At 49.6% G+C, this 17,827-nt stretch carries 22 protein-coding genes and 1 tRNA gene; 7 read left to right on the forward strand and 16 right to left on the reverse strand.

Annotated features, from left to right (window positions below; all coding sequences use genetic code 11):
- Positions 1-4 precede the first annotated feature (4 nt).
- The 5 genes from QZ310_RS03570 to QZ310_RS03590 all read left to right on the forward strand — a co-directional run bounded on the left by QZ310_RS03570 (position 5) and on the right by QZ310_RS03590 (position 4,688).
- Positions 5-1,201, forward strand: a complete 1,197-nt coding sequence (locus QZ310_RS03570) for a DUF935 family protein (RefSeq protein WP_297070450.1) — start codon at positions 5-7, stop codon at positions 1,199-1,201.
- 92 nt (positions 1,202-1,293) lie between these two features.
- A complete protein-coding gene (locus QZ310_RS03575; protein ID WP_297070679.1) occupies positions 1,294-2,592 on the forward strand; it encodes a phage minor head protein in 1,299 nt (432 codons plus the stop codon).
- 287 nt (positions 2,593-2,879) lie between these two features.
- Entirely contained in the window at positions 2,880-3,113 is a 234-nt protein-coding gene (locus QZ310_RS03580; protein ID WP_297070452.1) for a hypothetical protein, read from the forward strand.
- 79 nt (positions 3,114-3,192) lie between these two features.
- Positions 3,193-3,831, forward strand: coding sequence for a thymidylate synthase (locus tag QZ310_RS03585; protein ID WP_297070454.1), 639 nt, complete (start codon positions 3,193-3,195; stop codon positions 3,829-3,831).
- Positions 3,828-4,688, forward strand: coding sequence for a DNA adenine methylase (locus QZ310_RS03590; protein ID WP_297070456.1), 861 nt, complete (start codon positions 3,828-3,830; stop codon positions 4,686-4,688). The genes QZ310_RS03585 and QZ310_RS03590 overlap by 4 nt, the downstream gene beginning before the upstream one ends.
- 89 nt (positions 4,689-4,777) lie before the next feature.
- Here the strand turns inward: QZ310_RS03590 and QZ310_RS03595 are convergent, their stop codons facing one another.
- The 10 genes from QZ310_RS03595 to QZ310_RS03640 all read right to left on the reverse strand — a co-directional run bounded on the left by QZ310_RS03595 (position 4,778) and on the right by QZ310_RS03640 (position 12,274).
- Positions 4,778-5,254 (reverse strand): hypothetical protein, encoded by a 477-nt coding sequence (locus QZ310_RS03595; RefSeq protein WP_297070458.1) that lies wholly within the window; start codon positions 5,252-5,254, stop codon positions 4,778-4,780.
- A gap of 247 nt (positions 5,255-5,501) precedes the next feature.
- On the reverse strand, positions 5,502-6,068 hold the full coding sequence (locus QZ310_RS03600; protein WP_297070459.1) for a phage virion morphogenesis protein: 567 nt from the start codon (positions 6,066-6,068) through the stop codon (positions 5,502-5,504).
- On the reverse strand, positions 6,065-6,322 hold the full coding sequence (locus QZ310_RS03605) for a hypothetical protein (RefSeq protein ID WP_297070461.1): 258 nt from the start codon (positions 6,320-6,322) through the stop codon (positions 6,065-6,067). Before QZ310_RS03605 ends, QZ310_RS03600 begins: the two co-directional genes overlap by 4 nt.
- Before the next feature lie 195 nt (positions 6,323-6,517).
- A complete protein-coding gene (locus tag QZ310_RS03610; RefSeq protein ID WP_297070463.1) occupies positions 6,518-7,189 on the reverse strand; it encodes a DUF3164 family protein in 672 nt (223 codons plus the stop codon).
- Between the two features lie 25 nt (positions 7,190-7,214).
- Positions 7,215-7,694, reverse strand: coding sequence for a hypothetical protein (locus tag QZ310_RS03615; RefSeq protein WP_297070465.1), 480 nt, complete (start codon positions 7,692-7,694; stop codon positions 7,215-7,217).
- A complete protein-coding gene (locus tag QZ310_RS03620; RefSeq protein WP_297070467.1) occupies positions 7,675-7,953 on the reverse strand; it encodes a hypothetical protein in 279 nt (92 codons plus the stop codon). The genes QZ310_RS03615 and QZ310_RS03620 overlap by 20 nt, the downstream gene beginning before the upstream one ends.
- A 389-nt stretch (positions 7,954-8,342) precedes the next feature.
- Positions 8,343-8,969: an AAA family ATPase gene (locus tag QZ310_RS03625; protein WP_297070469.1), complete on the reverse strand. Its 627-nt coding sequence runs from the start codon at positions 8,967-8,969 to the stop codon at positions 8,343-8,345.
- A gap of 4 nt (positions 8,970-8,973) precedes the next feature.
- Positions 8,974-9,846 carry an ATP-binding protein gene (locus QZ310_RS03630; protein ID WP_297070471.1) on the reverse strand — a complete coding sequence of 291 codons (873 nt, stop codon included), beginning with the start codon at positions 9,844-9,846 and terminating at the stop codon, positions 8,974-8,976.
- Positions 9,847-9,869: 23 nt separating this feature from the next.
- Positions 9,870-11,762: a hypothetical protein gene (locus tag QZ310_RS03635; protein ID WP_297070472.1), complete on the reverse strand. Its 1,893-nt coding sequence runs from the start codon at positions 11,760-11,762 to the stop codon at positions 9,870-9,872.
- A 125-nt stretch (positions 11,763-11,887) separates the two neighbouring features.
- Positions 11,888-12,274: a hypothetical protein gene (locus tag QZ310_RS03640; protein ID WP_297070474.1), complete on the reverse strand. Its 387-nt coding sequence runs from the start codon at positions 12,272-12,274 to the stop codon at positions 11,888-11,890.
- A gap of 474 nt (positions 12,275-12,748) precedes the next feature.
- On the opposite strand from QZ310_RS03640, the gene QZ310_RS03645 reads away from it, so the two are divergent.
- Complete coding sequence (locus QZ310_RS03645) at positions 12,749-12,907, forward strand: hypothetical protein (RefSeq protein WP_297070476.1); 159 nt, start codon at positions 12,749-12,751, stop codon at positions 12,905-12,907.
- Between the two features lie 65 nt (positions 12,908-12,972).
- Here QZ310_RS03645 and QZ310_RS03650 read toward each other — a convergent pair.
- The 3 genes from QZ310_RS03650 to QZ310_RS03660 all read right to left on the reverse strand — a co-directional run bounded on the left by QZ310_RS03650 (position 12,973) and on the right by QZ310_RS03660 (position 13,569).
- Positions 12,973-13,050, reverse strand: a tRNA-OTHER gene (locus QZ310_RS03650).
- A gap of 92 nt (positions 13,051-13,142) precedes the next feature.
- Positions 13,143-13,307: a hypothetical protein gene (locus tag QZ310_RS03655; protein ID WP_297070478.1), complete on the reverse strand. Its 165-nt coding sequence runs from the start codon at positions 13,305-13,307 to the stop codon at positions 13,143-13,145.
- A 16-nt stretch (positions 13,308-13,323) separates the two neighbouring features.
- Positions 13,324-13,569, reverse strand: coding sequence for a hypothetical protein (locus QZ310_RS03660; RefSeq protein ID WP_297070480.1), 246 nt, complete (start codon positions 13,567-13,569; stop codon positions 13,324-13,326).
- A 122-nt stretch (positions 13,570-13,691) separates the two neighbouring features.
- Between QZ310_RS03660 and QZ310_RS03665 the strand changes: the two genes are divergently transcribed.
- Positions 13,692-14,165 carry a hypothetical protein gene (locus tag QZ310_RS03665; protein ID WP_297070482.1) on the forward strand — a complete coding sequence of 158 codons (474 nt, stop codon included), beginning with the start codon at positions 13,692-13,694 and terminating at the stop codon, positions 14,163-14,165.
- Positions 14,166-14,595: 430 nt separating this feature from the next.
- Here the strand turns inward: QZ310_RS03665 and QZ310_RS03670 are convergent, their stop codons facing one another.
- The 3 genes from QZ310_RS03670 to QZ310_RS03680 form a co-directional block, all read right to left on the reverse strand.
- Positions 14,596-14,841: a hypothetical protein gene (locus QZ310_RS03670; RefSeq protein WP_297070484.1), complete on the reverse strand. Its 246-nt coding sequence runs from the start codon at positions 14,839-14,841 to the stop codon at positions 14,596-14,598.
- A 319-nt stretch (positions 14,842-15,160) separates the two neighbouring features.
- The gene (locus QZ310_RS03675) at positions 15,161-15,556 is read right to left on the reverse strand and encodes a hypothetical protein (protein WP_297070486.1); all 396 of its coding nucleotides are present in this window, start codon (positions 15,554-15,556) and stop codon (positions 15,161-15,163) included.
- Positions 15,557-15,890: 334 nt separating this feature from the next.
- A complete protein-coding gene (locus tag QZ310_RS03680) occupies positions 15,891-17,768 on the reverse strand; it encodes a hypothetical protein (protein WP_297070488.1) in 1,878 nt (625 codons plus the stop codon).
- Positions 17,769-17,827: the final 59 nt, after the last annotated feature.

The raw sequence follows: 17,827 nt of genomic DNA on the forward strand, positions 1-17,827 counted from the left end.
GATAATGGAACTGTACCGTACATCGGAGCGCCTTGCACAGAGCGACATCGAGAAATGGCGCTCTGCCTGGCAGTCGGCTATCGATGTGCGCAACCCGAATCGCCTCCGGCTGCTTGACATTTACCGTGACGCTATGATTGACTCCCACCTCTCTGGTTGTATTCAGCAGCGTGTGGGATTTGTCATGTCGCGCTCATTCAAACTTGTCAACGAGAAGGGTGATGCCAATGACAATGCGCTGCACCTCCTCGACCAGGCATGGTTCAAGGATCTGTGCCGCTACTGTCTTGAGGCGAACTGGTATGGACATTCCCTCATAGAGCTTGGCGATGTCATTAAGGACGGAGACGGCTGCCCGACTTTCAGCGGTGTCAGGCTTATCCCTCGCCGTCACGTCATTCCCGAATACCACCGCGTAGTCACCCATGTAGGTTATACCTGGCAGAACGGTATTGATTACCGGGAGCGTCCGTGGGCCGACTGGCTTATCGAGGTAGGACAACCCGACGACCTCGGCTTATTGCTGAAAGCTGCCATGCACACCATACCGAAGAAGCACGCGATGGTGTTCTGGGATAACTTCGCCGAGATATTCGGTATGCCCTGGCGTATCGCCAAGACATCTACCCGCGACCCAAAGGAATATAAGAACCTTCAGGATATGGTATTCAACGGCGGTCGCGCAATGGGTGCCGTTGTTGGCATGGAAACGGATATACAATTTATAGAGTCCGGCAAGGGGGATGCTTTCAATGTCTATGATAAGCGCATCGACCGCGCCAACTCTGAAATATCTAAACTTGTCATCGGACAGACCATGACAATCGAGGACGGCTCCTCGCTCTCCCAGTCACAGACCCACCTTAAGGTATTCGAGAACCTGGTTGAGTCTGATCGAGATAAACTGCGAGATATGGTTAATAACAAGCTGCTCCCTCTTATGGTATTGCACGGGTTCCCGGTCAAAGGATTACGCTTTGAATGGGATGACGCTATAGATTACACACCCCAGCAGCAGGTGGCATACGAGACTATGATTGCCGACCGCTACGAAGTGGATCCTTCTTATTTCGCTGACAAATACGGTATGCCTGTCGGTAACCGTATAAATATTGTCGCGCTGCCCGAACCTGACAAAGATGATGAAAAGAAGGAAAAGCCGGAGGATGACGATAAACGACAGCACTCTTTTTTCGATTAGGCCCCTCTGACTACGAGGGGCTGCACCGCCGCTATGCCTCACTCATGGCAGACTATCCGGAACTGGAGACGCTTGCCAAACCGGGTTATGATATGCGCCGCAGACTTTCATCGCTCTTTGAGGGTATGATGCGCTCGCTGTTCAAGGAAGATGGGGCGGAGTTCCGCGTCGAACTGGTGGCGGATCCGGCTGTGCAGGAATTTGTCGGCACACATGCGTCGGCTCTTGACTCGGCATTTGAAAAGGTCGAGATGTCGGAGGCTATGCGCCGGAGGCTCACACGCTCCAATTATATTTTCTCCGGCATGAAGGCATTCCATGAGCTTAACGAGGCGTTCCCTTCTCTGCTCGATGAGAACGGAAATCGAAAGCCGTTTGAACGGTTTTTGAATGATGTTCAAACGATAGACAAGACCTATAACTCCAACTATCTCCGTGCCGAGTACAATTTTGTCGCCGGATCTGCGGAAATGGCTGCGCGGTGGGAGTCGTTCATGCAGGACGGCGACCGATACTATCTCCAGTACCGCACGCAGCGCGATGACAAGGTGCGTCCGGAACACGCCGCTCTCGATCGCGTGACGCTTCCCATCGATGATTCTTTTTGGGAGGAGTTCTACCCGCCTAACGGCTGGAACTGTCGCTGTACGGTGGTGCAGGTCCGTAAGTCAAAAGGGCCCGCCACCAATCATGATGAAGCGATGCGTCTGGGCGACGAGGCTATGCAGCGCGATTCCAAAGGCATCTTCCGCTTCAATGCCGGCAAGGAAGGCAAGTCCGTCCCGGACTACAATCCCTATACCATATCCAAGTGCCGGAACTGCGACATCGCCAAAGGCAAAGCCAAACTCGCGAGGTTTATTCCGGACAATGAGGTGTGCCAAGCGTGTCAACTGCTTCATCAGTGCGAGCAATTAAGAGGCGAGGTTATCAAACACGGCAAGGGGACTATTGAAATAAGCCACCTTGTCGATCGCAACGACAGTGATTTCTCAAAACTAATGCAAGCAGCTGAACATTTCGCAAAAGATGGTGCGGAGGTAGTTATGACTCCAAAGATGACTCGCCCATCTAAGTTTAACTATGACTGTGTGTACGGAGAACTCCGAGGAACCAAATTTGAGGGCAAATGCCCGGATTTGAAGATAAATGAGAATTGGTATGAGCATGAAGGTTTTGTTACCACCAATCCAAAACGAGCCTTTGGCAACATGATGAATGACGGCCTTAAACAAGCTAATCGCCTTATTATAGACCGTCCAGACTTGACAGAACGTTGGATGCGCCGAAGTATTATTGGTCGTATCGAAAAAGGGCAGGACATTCTTGAAGTATGGCTTAGGGAAACAGACGGATCATTAACCCTGCTATATAAAAAAACGGACGGCTGACCTATGGCCAGCCCCCGCAGACGAGGAATCGGTAGTCATTAGCTACGGAATCCTCTCCACAAAGTTAACACTTTATTTTCAATTATCGTTCAGTCAATACAATAAAATATTGAACTTTCCGGGGAATAGGATATAAAAAAGCCCCCGGCATGTCAAACAGTCGTCTCACTTACTCTTTAACACAACGCACCCACAGGTCCGCTTAGCCGGGGGCATAATGCCCTTGCAAGCGAACCTGCGGGTGTGTATGTAAGTGAGACAATACAAAATTACAAATTATTTTTCAAATGACACTGTTTGACATCTTAAATCTTAACCGTGAATTCCTTGGCCGCCTTCGCAATGCCGGAGGACGACTCGATGACATCGACTATCTCGACCTTTTCTCTGACTTCAACCGGATGGTTGCTGACGGCGAGAAGGTCTCCTATGCAATCTCCACCCTCGCTCTGAAATATCGGGTATCTCAACGCTCCATCTATTCCATCATCAGCCGTTTCAGAAATCCACTGCAACCTTAACTCACGTTAATAAGCCGGCCGTTAACATTAGCCCGTGCCTTAACTCAATAACTTTGCCGTACACTAACACGGCATCGTTATGAACAAGTATCATCAAATACTCTCAAAGGTGCTTGACGAGGGCAGACACCAGTCGAACCGAAAGGGCGACATAATCTATCTTATAAACGAGCAGCTATCCCTCACTCCTTCCGACCTGCTCGACATTTTCGAGAGCCACGGCATCGCCCGCAAGAAGCTCCGCTGTGAGCTGTCGCTCTTCATGAGCGGCGAGAGACAAACGGAGAAGTACCGCGAGGCGGGCATAAACTGGTGGGACTACTGTGGCCCGGTACTGGTAAACTCCTATCCCACCTACTTTGAGAAACTGCCGCCGCTCATCGAGCGCATAAACCGGGAGAAACGCTCATCAAAGAATTACGTCCTGTTCCTGGGCGCGACAGGAGCCGAGTCCAATCAGCAGCCATGCCTCTCGCTCATCCAGTTTCAGATCGACAATGGGGAACTGGTGCTGACAGCCTACCAGCGCAGCTCCGATGCCAACCTCGGCTTGCCTGCCGACATCTACCATCTCTATCTGATTGCCCGGCAGATCGAACTTCCCCTGGGCTCCATCACGCTCTTCCTCGGAAATGTCCACATATATTCCAACAACATCGACCGCACCCGGGCTCTGCTTGCTGGCGACGACGGCGTTAAATTTGAACTGAACGTATGAGCCGCATGTATCTCTCGGCACCGCTCCCATTCGTAGGGCAGAAACGCATGTTCGCCCGCCACTTTGCCGAGGTGGCACGTCAATACCCTGAGGGTACTGTGTTCGTTGATCTTTTCGGTGGCAGCGGTCTGCTGTCACATATAGCCAAACATGTTCACCCAGAATCGAGGGTTATATACAATGATTTCGACAATTACCGGTTCCGGCTCCTGAATATACGCCGCACCAATGCGCTGCTCGACCGGATCCGTCCCATAGCCTCGCGTTTCGGCCGCCACAAGGCCATCACCGGGGAGGCGCGAGAGGAAGTGTTGGCCCTGCTTGAGCAGGAGGAACGTGAGCATGGCTACCTCGACTTCATCACATTGTCATCATCCCTGCTGTTCTCGATGAAATACAAACTATCTATCGACGGCATGCGCAAGGAGGCTCTCTACAACAACGTGCGCAAAGCCCCTTACCCGGACTTCTCCGACTACCTCGAGGGACTGGAGATTGAATCCTGCGACTACCGCGAGCTGTTCGAGCGGTTCAAGGATCTCCCCGGCGTGGTGTTCCTGGTTGATCCGCCATACCTCTCAACCGATGTCGGCACATACCGCATGTACTGGCGACTCGCCGATTACCTTGATGTGCTGTCTGTACTGCCAGGACACAATTTCATTTATTTCACCTCGGAAAAATCATCCATCACGGAACTCTGCGAATGGATGGGGCGCAATCCGGCTCTCGGCAATCCTTTCGAGAAGTGTATCCGGCGCGAGTTCAACGCCACCATGAATTACGCCGCGGCATATACCGATGTAATGCTTTACACCGACCCGTCCTCTTCCACTGTCCAACATAACGCCGTGTGAGGCGCACACGTGCCCTCTGTCACGCAAGAGAGCCGCTACCCGATAATGGTAACGGCTCTCTTTTTGACGCGGCACAGCGCGTTTATGGACTATTTCAAATGTCGGAATCCGATGCAGTGGTATGTCTCGATATTCTCGACAATCTCCTCGTGATTGTGGTTGGTCTTTGATGTGTCGATATCAAACTCCATGAAGTTGCTTCCATTTAATCCGGCAAGCACCTCATGGATCTTCTCCAGCAGACGGAATTCCCCGATACCTTCGCCCTCATTCCAGTCAGTGACTACATGGAGGTTGACAAAGACATCTGCACGGTATTCGACGCCGGTAACGATCTCCTTCCATTTTATAGGCTGGAATTCGATAAACACTGCCGGGCGCTCCCATGGGGTCTCTTGCTCAAGAAACTCCACATTGTGATTCCACAGGTCAAAGTGTTTTATTGCCTGGTTGAAAACTTCGGCATCTGCCTCGCTGTCGAAGATAAACAACTCGTCCGCACCGTTTATGCCGATAAGATCAAGGTGAGCTTTGATCTGGCGATACAATTCTTCTCTTACTGTCATTTCAACTCCTTTCGTGCTTTATTATACAACATGACTATCTTGGCATGGTGAAAATAGGATGCAAATACATGCTTTTTCATGTGTGCGGATATGTCATTTGCCCAGTAGTCATTGTTCACCTCCTTTTCAAGTTCCAGGACAAAATTCCAAAGGACATTCACATTATGCCTCTGCCGTTTGGATGCTTTATCCATAAGATATTGCCGCCATTCTCTCCATGAGGTGGGTATATTCAATGTGATTGTTTTCATTTTGCGTTAAAGTCTATATTGTTGATATACTCTGTCAGGTTTTCCTCAATGATCTCCCTGACTGCAGCCTCCACCTCCGGCGACCGGCCGAGGAACTGACGTTTGGGAATCTTGATTGTCGAGCCGACTTTCATTAGCGCCATGGCTTTCCAGAAGTCAGCCTCGTCACCCAGTCGCCGGTTGCGCTTATCGTTTCGCAAGTCGCCATTCTTCTTCTTCCGTCCGAAAGAGCCGGTGGCTGAATAGTATTTATACCAGAAGAAGCGCTTCATGCGTTGGGTCACCACAATCTCGCCACCCTCGTTATGTATGGCTGCGTATGGCTCGTTGGTGTAGAATGTTATGCTGTTGTCGGTGGAGCGACTGGTTATGCTTTGCCGGAGCCGTCCGCTGTCAACAAGTATGTGACCGCCCGGGCGTGTCGGGCTTTTCCTGCGCTCCCATGCCCGGGAGAAGAATGCCTGTCGCTCGAAGTTCTCGTCAAACTCTCCGCCAAGTTCCACTCTGATGTCGTTGAGTATATTCCGGAACACTGCCCTGATCTGTGCGTTGATGTCGCTCATTTCGGATCGTTTTTTTGGTTTTCATCATATAGCAAATCAAAAAGGCTTGGCATGTCCGACGCCACGACTGGGTTGTCAGGCCCTGCCGTGGCGTTCATTATGTTGTAGAAGCTGCGCTCGCTGATGCCGTATACCGGATATATAAACCTCCGCCATATCTCGCGGTTGCTCAGTCCGCTTTTGGCATGAAGGTCATATATCCGGTTGATGTCGGCGACACGCATCTGGTAGGAAATGCCGCGTCCTTTTGCCATTGCTATCTCATAGTTTCGTGGTTCTTGGTTTATATGGGCGTATATCGAGGGTCATCTCGCAGCTCACGGTTACTCTGCCGCTCCCTTCACATTGTAGGCAGGTATGGCTTTCGCCGGGATCATCCCCGGCAACCCTGCCGGTGCCTTTGCAGACCCGGCAGAGCGCCACTTTTGGCGGTCGTGTAATCTCGCGTTTCATGGCTCTGGAGTTAACTGGTCAACTGCGGTCATGTCGAGGGGAATGTATCGCCATGCACCCTTGCTGTCTTTGTATTCGGCGCGGATATAACGCTTGGTGACAGTGGGCTGATAGCTTTCCTCTATGATGCGCACGCCCTCGATGAAACGTTCGTCACCGCTCTCCTCGGCCATCTTGCGCAACTGGAGCACTCGGCTTGCCTTCAGGTTACCCTGGCCGTCTCGGCTCAGCAAGCGGAGCACTGCCGACACCAGAACCTTGCTCTTGTCATCGGTTGCCAGGCTCTCGATGTAGGCCTTCACCATTGCGATACCATCTTCCACGGTGTCGCGGTAGCCATCGATACAGTTCACCCCGAGGGTGATGCGGAGTGAGCTGTCGCTGTTGGTGAACGTGTGGCTGCGCTGGTCATCCTTTGTGAGTCCGAGTATCTCGGCTTTCATCTTGAGGATAGCGTCGAAGTTACCGAATACGGTATCCTTGACAGTCTTGATAGACTCGCTCAGTTCTCGGAGCTGAGGAATGGCAGTGTTGATTTCGTCATCGACCATTGTTGCATATTCCTCGCGCTGACGCTTGCGCTCGGCTGCAGCCTGTTTCTTTTCGTCCTCGGCTTTCCAAGCCTCGTAACGCTGCCGCTCTTCAGCGGTCATCTGTACTTGTTCCATAATGGGTTGTTTATTGGGGTTGATATTATGCTTGCCTGGTGGTGTAAGGCATTATGATTACTTGTTGTTTGGGCTGTTCCGGCTTCCTGGCAGCCTCGCGTTCTGCCTTGATGGTGAAACCGCCTTTGCTGTCAATGGCCCGTATTTTACGCCGGAGCTGGGCGAGGTCATCGATAGATAGCCGGGCGAATTCCTTTCCGGCTATGCGAGGGTCGCTGCAGAAAGCGTTCACCCTGTTCCAATCGGTGGTATCGATACCGGCCTTCTGCATCAGCTTGAGTGTGGCGCTGCGTTCTTTGCGGAGGAGATCACGGTAGCCATTCTTACGCTCGAGATCATCGCAGCACCGATCATACTCCTGGCGAGTCATCTCTTTCAGACTGTCGGTGCGTCCATTGGTGTATTGCCATACAAGCTGACGCTTGACCTCGTCACGGTCACCTATGATGCTCATCGCACGGATGGCGGTATAGAACCGCCCGAAGTTAGTTACCTGTTGTGCCATTGTTCAAGATATATTCGCATTCGTTGTAGTGGATGGTTCCTCTGCTTGTTATACGGTCGGCATTGGGGTGGTTTGGAGCAATATCCTTATAGCAGATGCTTTTCAATTCAGCTACGGCCTCTTTAAGGTCTTCAGGATAGAAAGTCGCTGCTATGCCAAACCGAGTTGTGTAGACGCTTTTGGTATTCCCTTCACGAACTGTGGTTGTAATCCGTATTACCCCAGTCGCTGTCACCAATTTGTTTTTCTTTTTATCCATTGTCCTGTCTATTTTAGTCACTTAATCGTTTACGTTCTTTGAGTACCACCGTCCAATTACACAAGTCGCAACAGAGGCCTTCCTCTTTGACCAGGTACGGGTCATTGCCGTAGCCAGTAATTTCTTTGCCGCAGATGCAGCATTTCGTTTTCTTTGTCTCACTCATTTTGTATTATTCTTTATTGGGTTGCCAATCTACTGTCACCAGTGCGATTACTTCGCCTGTTCCCCGACAATCAGGGCAAGGCTCCGTTTCCGGCTCCTGTTGGTTGGTATGGAACCACCCGCGCCCGTTGCAATAAGGGCATACCATCGGGCGGGTGCAGAAAGCCTCCTTGTGGATTCTGCCGCTGGGCTCCAGGATCAATATTTCTTTTCTCTGGATCATGTCACACTGGATTGTTTGTTGTTTTTAATATTCCTTCTTCCCACACCGGATAATAGACTCCGGCCTCGGGAATAAATCGGCCCTGGCAATATGCCTTGTATCCGGCCACTCTGACTTTCACTCCGGCGTAGTACTTGAGACGCTTGGCCGGTTTGCCCATAGGCTGTCCTTTATCTTCCTGGCTGATGAAGATGAAGCATTTCCGGCGAAACCGCTCTATCAGGGCTACAGTCTCATCATATCCCCATCCGGCTTTCTGAAAACTGTCGATGATTACGAACTTCGGACTTTTCTTGCGTGTGAGTCTCTCGGCAAGTTCCTCGATAGTGTCGGTAGTGGCGATGCGAAAGTGGCCTTGCACGTCCTTCATGCGGAATTCGGCCAGTCTCTTCTGAAACGACTGGCTCACGCCTTCCTCATAGCTCATGTAGAGCGTAGTGCCATACTTGCACAACTCCTTGGCGAGTCGCATCACGAAACTGCTCTTGCCGGCGGCGCTGGGTCCGTGGATAAGCCATGTGGCGTTCACCTCGGGCTGTCCGAAGGCACGGGCCCACTCGCCACCCCACGGTAGTGTGTCGTAGGTCTTGGCGAGGATTTCACGGGGGCTGAACGCTCTTTTAGGCATAATCTTACTGTCTTTTCAGTTTTTCAATTTCGGTATATACTCGACGCAGACCACCGCCGGTCTTGCGTACCATCTGTGCGATGTCAGTTCCCTCAGGGGCATTGACAGTAGCGACAATTCGCGCCTGTTCATTCAGGAATGCCCGGCGGTCGCCGGCCTCATCGGGAGTGACCTTTGAGTACCGGTCACCGTAGCGGCTCAACATTTCGGTATAGCCTACCTTCTTGCACTCGATGGAGCGGTTGATCTTCTCCTTGAGTCCGTCGGCCCCCATCATGTACCAGGCACAGCAACGCTCGGTGGCGTTCCACAATGCTTTCAACTCAAGGAATGCCTCATACTGTAGATCGCCGGCTTCATCAAGGATAATCAGTGGGTTCTCAATGCTGCGGAGATAGAACACCAGATCATCGTAAACATCGGAGTACTTGCCTTTGGCATCAACACCAAACTCGGCGGCGATCTTACGGACGAGTTTCAGTTTTGTCTTCACCTGCGAACAATCGATATAGACGGCGTTGCGGTGGCTCTGAACGTAGCACCGGGCAGTGAAGGTCTTTCCGATATTCGGGAGATCGCAGAGGATGCCGCTGAGACTCGACTGCTGGCAGAGTTCAAGCTGAGCGGTGATATACTGGTAGGTGGGAGTCTTGGCTGCCTTCCATTCTATCTCTCCGCGGAGGCTCACACCTAACTTCCGGGCGATGCTTATCCAATTGGAGTCGCTGAGCACTCGCTCGGTCTGACCGTTTTTGACAGCGCTGTAAACCGAGGTCGTGATGCCCAGTGAGGCAGCGTGCTTGGCGTCACTCGGAAAGTTCCGGCGCGCCTCGGTGATTGCCGCTGTGATTTTGTTTTTGATGTCCGTTGTAACCATATTCTTACGGTATTATAATGTCGTTATAATGCGTTTTCCCCGGCTTTGGAGTAATCTATATTTGAGAATGCCAGGGGTGATTCAATTTCCTCAATCGGCACAGGGGCTATTTCGGCGGCCTCTGCTGCGATTGTCGGTTTAGTTGACCGTTTGGCTGTCCCTACTCTGATGGGCGCGTTGTCGGCCACATATTTGCGGAATTCGGCCACTTTTTTCTGTTGAGCGGCAAAGGCTGCATCTTCTTCTTCAGTCTGCTCGGCATACACGCGGTTGTAGGTGGGTATGTACTGCAGGGTATCGATATAATTCTCGCCTTGGAAGATGTATACCTCCGTCGCTGTTCCGTCCTCGCCTGGGATATAGTAGGCGGTCACTTTGAGGTTGTTTGGCTCAAGCCTTTCAAGCACGGCCGGACTGCTGAGCCACCAGTCGGTGTAGGCGACTCTCACGGTGGAGTTGCGTCTGATGCTTGTCTCTACCCGTTCCCCGATATATTTGCTCAAGGTGAGTTTATCGAAGGGCCGTAGGGTCGGGTTGATGTTGGCGACAAGAACCTGCCATCGGGTCATGCCGGGAAAGCGTTTCTGATCAGGGTGCAGCGCGTTGTTCCATTCCTGGTTGTCGGCCCTGTCCTCGGCTACGAGCTGCTCCCATGAGAAGTATTCCTGGTCCTCGTAGGTGTCGTTGAATTCATCGCTGACCTTCTTGCCCTCGGTACGCCATTTGCCCTTGCCGTAGAAGCGGCCTATGTTGGCGTGGTTCTTATGTATCACGCTGCGTTTTTTCGCACCGTTGAGCGGTTCGGCATATTTTTCCTGGGAGTTTTGAGCGGCACAGAAATGAACGCTCCTGAACACCTCACCGGCTTTGAGGAAGCCTTCGCGGTACTCGCTCATAAGGTGGTTCTCGACCTCTATGCCGGCAGGAATGCCCCATCCTTGTCCGGCTATTAGCCTGAACATGTCGCGGAAGCAGCCAACGACAAGCCCCTGATCTTTTTTGCGGCCGTAGGCAGCACCGAGGACACACTGGCTGACCACATCGTATGCGTAGTAAGCGTGTACGCGCTGCTTGGTATCCTTGAGTTTACGGCTTAGATCCACGTCGTCCATCGTTATCTGCGACAGAGAGAAGTTACCGTTGTGGCGGTGCATGTGAGGCATCTGTTCGTGCAGGAAAGTCATACGGCTGCGGTGGCGTGATTCTATGATTATCTTGTTTTTCTGTTTGTTTAGGTAATTGGCAATCGTGGCCTCGCTTGGTATCCATGGCGCCTCTCCTTTTCGGGCAAAGCGCGACGGATCCAGCACCTCACCGGTCTCGTAGTCCCAGACCTCCAGCTCGCCGTACACAAACATCTCGTACATTTCCCGGACGGTCGTGTTGTAGGGCTGGTTCTCAAGACAGGCTATGCTCACCACCACGCGCTCCTCAAGCGAACTCATGCGCCGGGCACACTGATTGCCGAATTTGCCGCTGAGCAGCGAGGCATACCCGTTTTTGCGGTATTCGGCCACTTTCTTGCGGAAGCGGTGAGGCGAGGTCGGCAGCGTGTGGCCGTACTGTTGTTGCAGGCTCTTGATCGCGTCAGCCATCTTCTCCCAGTGGTAGTCATAGCCCATCAGCCGTTGCACTGTCTTTGCCCTTTCATAGAGCCTGATACAGGTATTGAGCACCGAGGCGTTGACAATCAGCTCCTCTTTCTTTTCCGGCTTTAGATCAAGTCCGGTCTGGGTGCGGTCATTGAAGAATACCACTGCAGCCTGGTCGCGCTGATAGTTCTCGCGCACCCACCCGGCAACCATTACAGCCTCGCTGTCGGGGAATATAAGAGCGACCTGGTCGCGGTATTTGTCGGGGAGCGTGTCAACTACCACAAGGGCATAGTTGCCTTTGCCGCCACCAGTACGGGCCACGGTAAAGTCTCCCCGCCAGGACATCTGCTTATAGTTCGCCTCGGTCATGATGCCGTGCCCTATAAGGTCATTCCTGGAGATGCACTTTTTCCCTTTGTAGTATTCCAACATAACTCTCGCCCTTCTTATTTTAAGGCAGCCGCCTCAGCGCGTATCTCAAAAATTCTCTCTAACGATATAGGTCTTGCGTAGTTCGCCACTTCTTCTCCCTTGAAAAAAATGTGACAGCTTCCGTCCGTGCGGTGAAACTCACACACAGCACCGTTCACCTCGTAGCACCGCATCGTGCCGTCAGCATCATAAAATACGCCGTCATCTTTCGATGGTTCCAACAGCACGCCGCCATTCTTAAGGGCGGTATAGCGTATCTTTTTGGCGAGTTTGCTGTCGCTGGTCCAGTCGAGGGCATTGCGCACAGCCCGGTCGCCGACGTTGAAGATCTTCATCAGCTTGCCGCGAAGCACCGAGTCTGCCGCAATCAACCGGGTCTTTACTCTCGTTTTTGTTTTCATGTCTCTCTTATCTTGTTATTTATTAGTATCTTTGTAGCTCATTCCAATTTGAACTACTATGGTACCACTTCACATTCTAAAAATATCAATCACTTCTCTTATAGATGAGTCTCAAGAAGCGTTTCTTGCAAGAGTTGAACCTCATCTATCTTGCCTGTCTGATCTAAAGGGCAGCTTTGACCGCAGAGGCGACAATATCCTCTGCCGTCCTCTACTCGTCCAAGTTGATGGACGTGACGCCTGGTCATTATCGGTCTCAGTGGGGATATCAATTGGCCGAGAGAGGGGTATATTTCTACATCGGCTTTATCAAGCAATCCTGCGGCTTCTAACGCTTGAATTACGTGACTGCCTTGTAGAGGGTGAGTCGGATATATGGAAACCCTCATGACCGGTTTGGATTTGCTAAGGCCGTTGTAATACTCGGCTAATTTTTCTTGGCTACGTATTTTGTCCATAGTCTCACTTGTTTAATTGGTTGTTGATTCTTTCGATGGCTTCTTTCATTGCGAAGTGACCGGCCACAAGCGCATTGTAAGGCTTGGAGTAGCACAACTCGGCGTCATCATGGGTCACTTCAAACTCATCGAGTATAATCCCGGTGTCGTTGATGTTGTGCGTCAGCGTCTGTAGTAGAAGCGTTACCGCCTGTTCGGTTCTTAGTTCTGATTGTTGCTTCATCGTTTTCTTTTGTTTAGTGGGAGATACGGGAGTCGAACCCGCCTCTTTGCTTCGGTGCACCTCTGCAACGTTCCATCCTGCTGAACTGACCTCCCGAATTCCTCGGCGCATTTGGCAACGCCGAGGGTTCAAATGTTGTGCCTTTCGGCTTTCGCGGTGTTTACCGCAGGATCGCCCTCTCTTGGGTCTAACCCTCTTTATCCGTTACCTCCTCAATCCGGTAGTATTCCACATCCGGTTCTCGGAGTCCGTAGAAGTCGATTATTTGTTCCAGGGTCATGTGGCTGATGTTGTCGCTCTCTATCTCGTGCGGCGTGTTCCACTCCTTGATTGTCACTCGCCAGTGCGTCATCTCATACATAGTTCTCTTACTTTTTTATTGATTTGTATGCGTCTGACACCATATTCGCAAATGCATCTATCTCGTCAGCCTTAAATCCAAGTTCAAGGTACAATGCTTCATCATCTGGGTCAATAAGGTTGAAATCCTCTTCCTTATCTTCGGCAATCATCATGCTCATCAAGTCCTCCACGGCATAATGAAGCGTTGTGGCTATTGAGATTACTCTGCGCATCTGGCGCTTTTTGTTTTCGATGTATTCGTTGTTGCTCATATTCTTAAATTTGTTAAAATCGCCAATTTTTTGTATCTTTGGCCACTCGTTCCATCTGGAACACGCCGCAAAGTTAGTAAGAACATACGATAATATCAAATTTATTCGTAATTATTTTCGATATGGAGCATCATTTCCCCGAAAGAATCGCAACAATCCACGAAAGAATCAAGTGGTTAGTAGATTATTTTGCTGACGGTAAGAATACAATTTTTGCCGATAAATTAGGTGTAAATGAGGCAAATGTGAGAAGTTATGTAAGAGGTGTGCAACCAAAAGCTGATTTCTTGTCCAATATCGTAACAACATACGATATTAATGCGCTATGGCTATTAACTGGAGCCGGTTTTCCTTTACAGTCGAATACGCAACCGGAAGAACCTCCGAAAGTTCTAACAAGTGATGCTACGATTAAGGATTTCTTTGAGCAATTCGACCCTTTCCTACAGCGAAAAGACGCTAAAATAATACAACAGGCTGAAGAGATAGGAAAACTCAAGGAGCGCATCGCGCAACTTGAACGTGAAAAAAACGTTTCCGCGGAATCCTCAAATACTGCCCCAAGGGAACTTTCAGAATCAACCCTCGACTTATAGTGGAGTGGGAGCATCTCGGCGTCTGTCCAAATTGACCTCTCGGTAGCCACCCAACGGTACCCCTCCCTGCCATACCCCTCCTCTAAAAGGCACGTATTTAACCGAAAGGCGTTGATTTGCGGGCTATTGGGTAATACAACGGCAAAAAACAGGGTCATTTGCCTCACACTTATCAGCCGTTTTTTCGGTCTTATTCCGTTTTTATGGTATTTTTCCACCCCCCCAGCTTCTCGCCTTTCAAAATCCCAAATTTGTAACCCCAAACTTCGGAGAATGTAACCCCTAATTGTAACCCCAAACTGTAACCCCAACCGTAACCCCTAAGTCAAAAAAAACATTTTCGCCCATTTTTGAGCATAGTAAAGGGGCATCATCAAACCAAAGCCGACAACGCCCCTCGAAAGCCGTTATATTTGCGTTCTAACGCCGATTAATCACCATTACTACCATCTGCTCCACGAGCGCACCTTATAAGCGTAGATTGCTTGATTATAGCGCATTTAGTGATGACCGTGCCGTTGCCCGACAAGCCGGCATGAAGCAGATATCCCTTGGTCGCACCAACTTCTTCCGGGGTAAAAACGGAGTAAACAGCCGAAATCGAGCCAAAATACCAGTCTCTTTGCTTCGTTCGCGCCACTGGCCGCGTCAGATGTACATGTATAACCTTTGCCATATTCCTTTGATTTTACACCGCAAATATACCAAATAATCGCTATATAGAATAAATAAGCAAAATAAAAATCGAGACAACACACAAAAAAATCGGCGCGAAGCCGACTGTTGTATCCTCCATTTGTCGCTGATGGTTGACTATACAATGCCGTGTAAACGCTATGCGAACTCCATGTAAGCCCGGTGTAAAGCGTCGGACTCAATCCAGCCCCTCAAACGTAAACCAAACGTAAGCCCACGTAAACTTTCGCACGCTTCGTTTTATTTTGCCCGCACATCCAATATCGCCGTAACTCGTTGACTTCAAAAGCGTTCAGCCATCAACCCACAATCAACCCATCAACCATTTCGTTCTGTGCCCTATAAATATACAATTTATCACTGTCCGTTACAATTATGGAATTATGGAGCGAATTGTAGACCACCCTTTCATCCGTTGCAAGGGTCTGGACGGGGCTTTCCGTGCCCTCATCGTCGACAGTCTTGAAATAGACCCATATCCGTGAAGCCGGAGATTCGTCAGCGACAAATAGACCGGGAGACTCAGACTTCCGCCACTCGATGTTTCCCCCCTGACGCTTCACACCCCAGAGATAGTCCAACGAACGGCCCGAACCCATAAAATCCTCCAGCGCTTCCGCATCAATGCACTCCGCCGTGAACCGATAGCCACCATCGACCGGCGCATACTTCAGGATAAAGCGTGGCAGAACCATTTCATCGGCTGTTCCCCGAACAACCCTCCCACCATCCGCGCCATCACCGGACAAAGCATAAATGTGGCAAGGTAATAAGATAGCCACACAAAGCAAAAGAAATTTTAAAACGTATGATTTCATTCGTATTTCATTGTGAATTATTATGTATGCAAAATTACATTCAATGAATGACTCCGACCTTATTTTTACAGGTCAAAACTTCACACCGCCAATCTTACAATTCATTAATTATCAATACATTACAATTATATCTATTTGTTAATTTTCACACATGAAGTAAACCGCTGAGAATCAACCATTTACACTTTTAATCGTCTAAATTATTGATTTACTATACTTTAGCTAATTCTTCCAAAAACCAATCCTTATCATAAGCATCTGATTCTTTAATTAATTTAACAAGGTTGCGTTTTTTGTTGTAGGTCGAGTTCGGTTTCATTCCTGCGACAAGGCCGATGGCTTTCGCGCCAAATCCTGCTAATGTCAAGGCAAGGAATATGATGTCGGATTCACTAAGCGACGGTATCTGCTCCTTCATCCTGTCCAGAATATTATTCTTACACCTGTTGACGATAGCGACAATCTCAGAGAGATTCTTTGGAGTGTTGAACCGATCAATCTCCTTCTTAAGATTTTTATAAAGAGCCCTAAGGGCTTGGGGAGAATCATTGTTCTCTTTTTCGGTATACTCACTTACAAGCATATCAAGATAAGCGAACCGTCCGTTGAGAAGTTTGCCTATCGATGCCTGCAATTCCCGGTTTTCCGACTGTGTCGCAGTGACACTTTGGGAAAGTTCGATAATATCGGAGCGCTGCTTTTCAAGAGTTGTCTCCAACAAAGCGACATCAGACTTTTGCTTTGACAACTGATTGGATAATGCCTGATTTTCCGAAATAAAATGCTTCAATTCTGACGAAACCATCAGAAGTTCCGCAATCTTTCTATTTATTTCCGAGTTTTTGGAGTAGATGCGATTCCGGTAGATAAGTATCATGATGAGAGCGAACATTCCTGCTATAATGAGTGCGCAAATGAGCAACAATCGCTGTCGCTCCGCCCTCTCTCCATTGATTTCAGATTCGTAGGCATAATGATCCCTCTGTGCCTTTACGACCGACTGCTCTATCTTATCATACAAAATTTCATTCTGAATACCCAATATATCCTCAACAGCAGACAATGCGTCGGCTACCGCACCTGTCCTCTTATACAGCTTCAATTGCGATAACTTAAAAAAGATGGTATCCTTAAGCGTATGCGACAAAGCCTTTGCAGAATCTATCAATTGTTTTCCGGTCTCGATGTTCCCGACAGAAATCTTAACCCCGGCAATACCTGCAAAAGTTTCGGATGGATACTCCCAGACTTCGCGGTAGTTCATCAAGCTGTCCGCCCACATTTCAGCCAGCTCCTTATCTCCGCGTTTTGAATAGATTGCCATGGCAATATTTCCCAAATAAGATTTGAAAAATGCATCTCCGGGGCGCTCATCCTTTATTTTTTCTATAATTTCATGGCCGTCGGAATACCTCATCAACGCATTCAATATGTTAATCTTGTCCAAGATGGAAAACATATAAAAATCCTCACGTCCGCTCAGCCGGTATAGCTCAGCCGCTTTTTCATAGCATGACAAGGCTTCCTCCCTCGAGTAAGATTCATTCAATATATGGCCCGTCAATTCAAGCACACGCGCCTGCCAATAGTTATCCCCGAGTTCCTCTGCCAATTCCTTAGCCTGTATCAAGGCAAGAATAGCCATATCACCGTCGCCGGATTCATTTTGCAGGACAGCCTGATAAAAGAGTGATTTCATCAGATGCCCGGCATCACCTTTGCTTTCAAAATATTTTACGGCAGTAGAGACCAACGAATCATCACGTTGCTGTATTCTGCATTTGTCGTTTGCCTGGGTTATGAGCAGGGCGTAGAGGGCCTGCTGGCGTCGGGTGGCTGACCGGAGGGCGATGGAGTCGATGCTGTCGGTGAGGATTGAATAGGCGGAATCGGGACGCGCTTCCATTATTTCCTCCGCATCGGCAAGTTGTCGGTCGAGCGTGGCGTTCCGCCCTCCACACGAAGCGAGGAAGATGGAGAGAGTGGCGACAATGGCTGCAATGAATGTGAGAATCGGGAGGCGGTTCATAGAGAGATTACGACGGGGCGTGCTGATAGATTGATTAAGTACCTCCGCAAATTTAAGCATTTTGCGCCAATATGATGAAATAAGTGGGTACAGAAATTCAGAAATAACATAAATGACAG

It is taken from the genome of uncultured Duncaniella sp. (genome assembly GCF_910577345.1).
Classification (GTDB): domain Bacteria; phylum Bacteroidota; class Bacteroidia; order Bacteroidales; family Muribaculaceae; genus Duncaniella.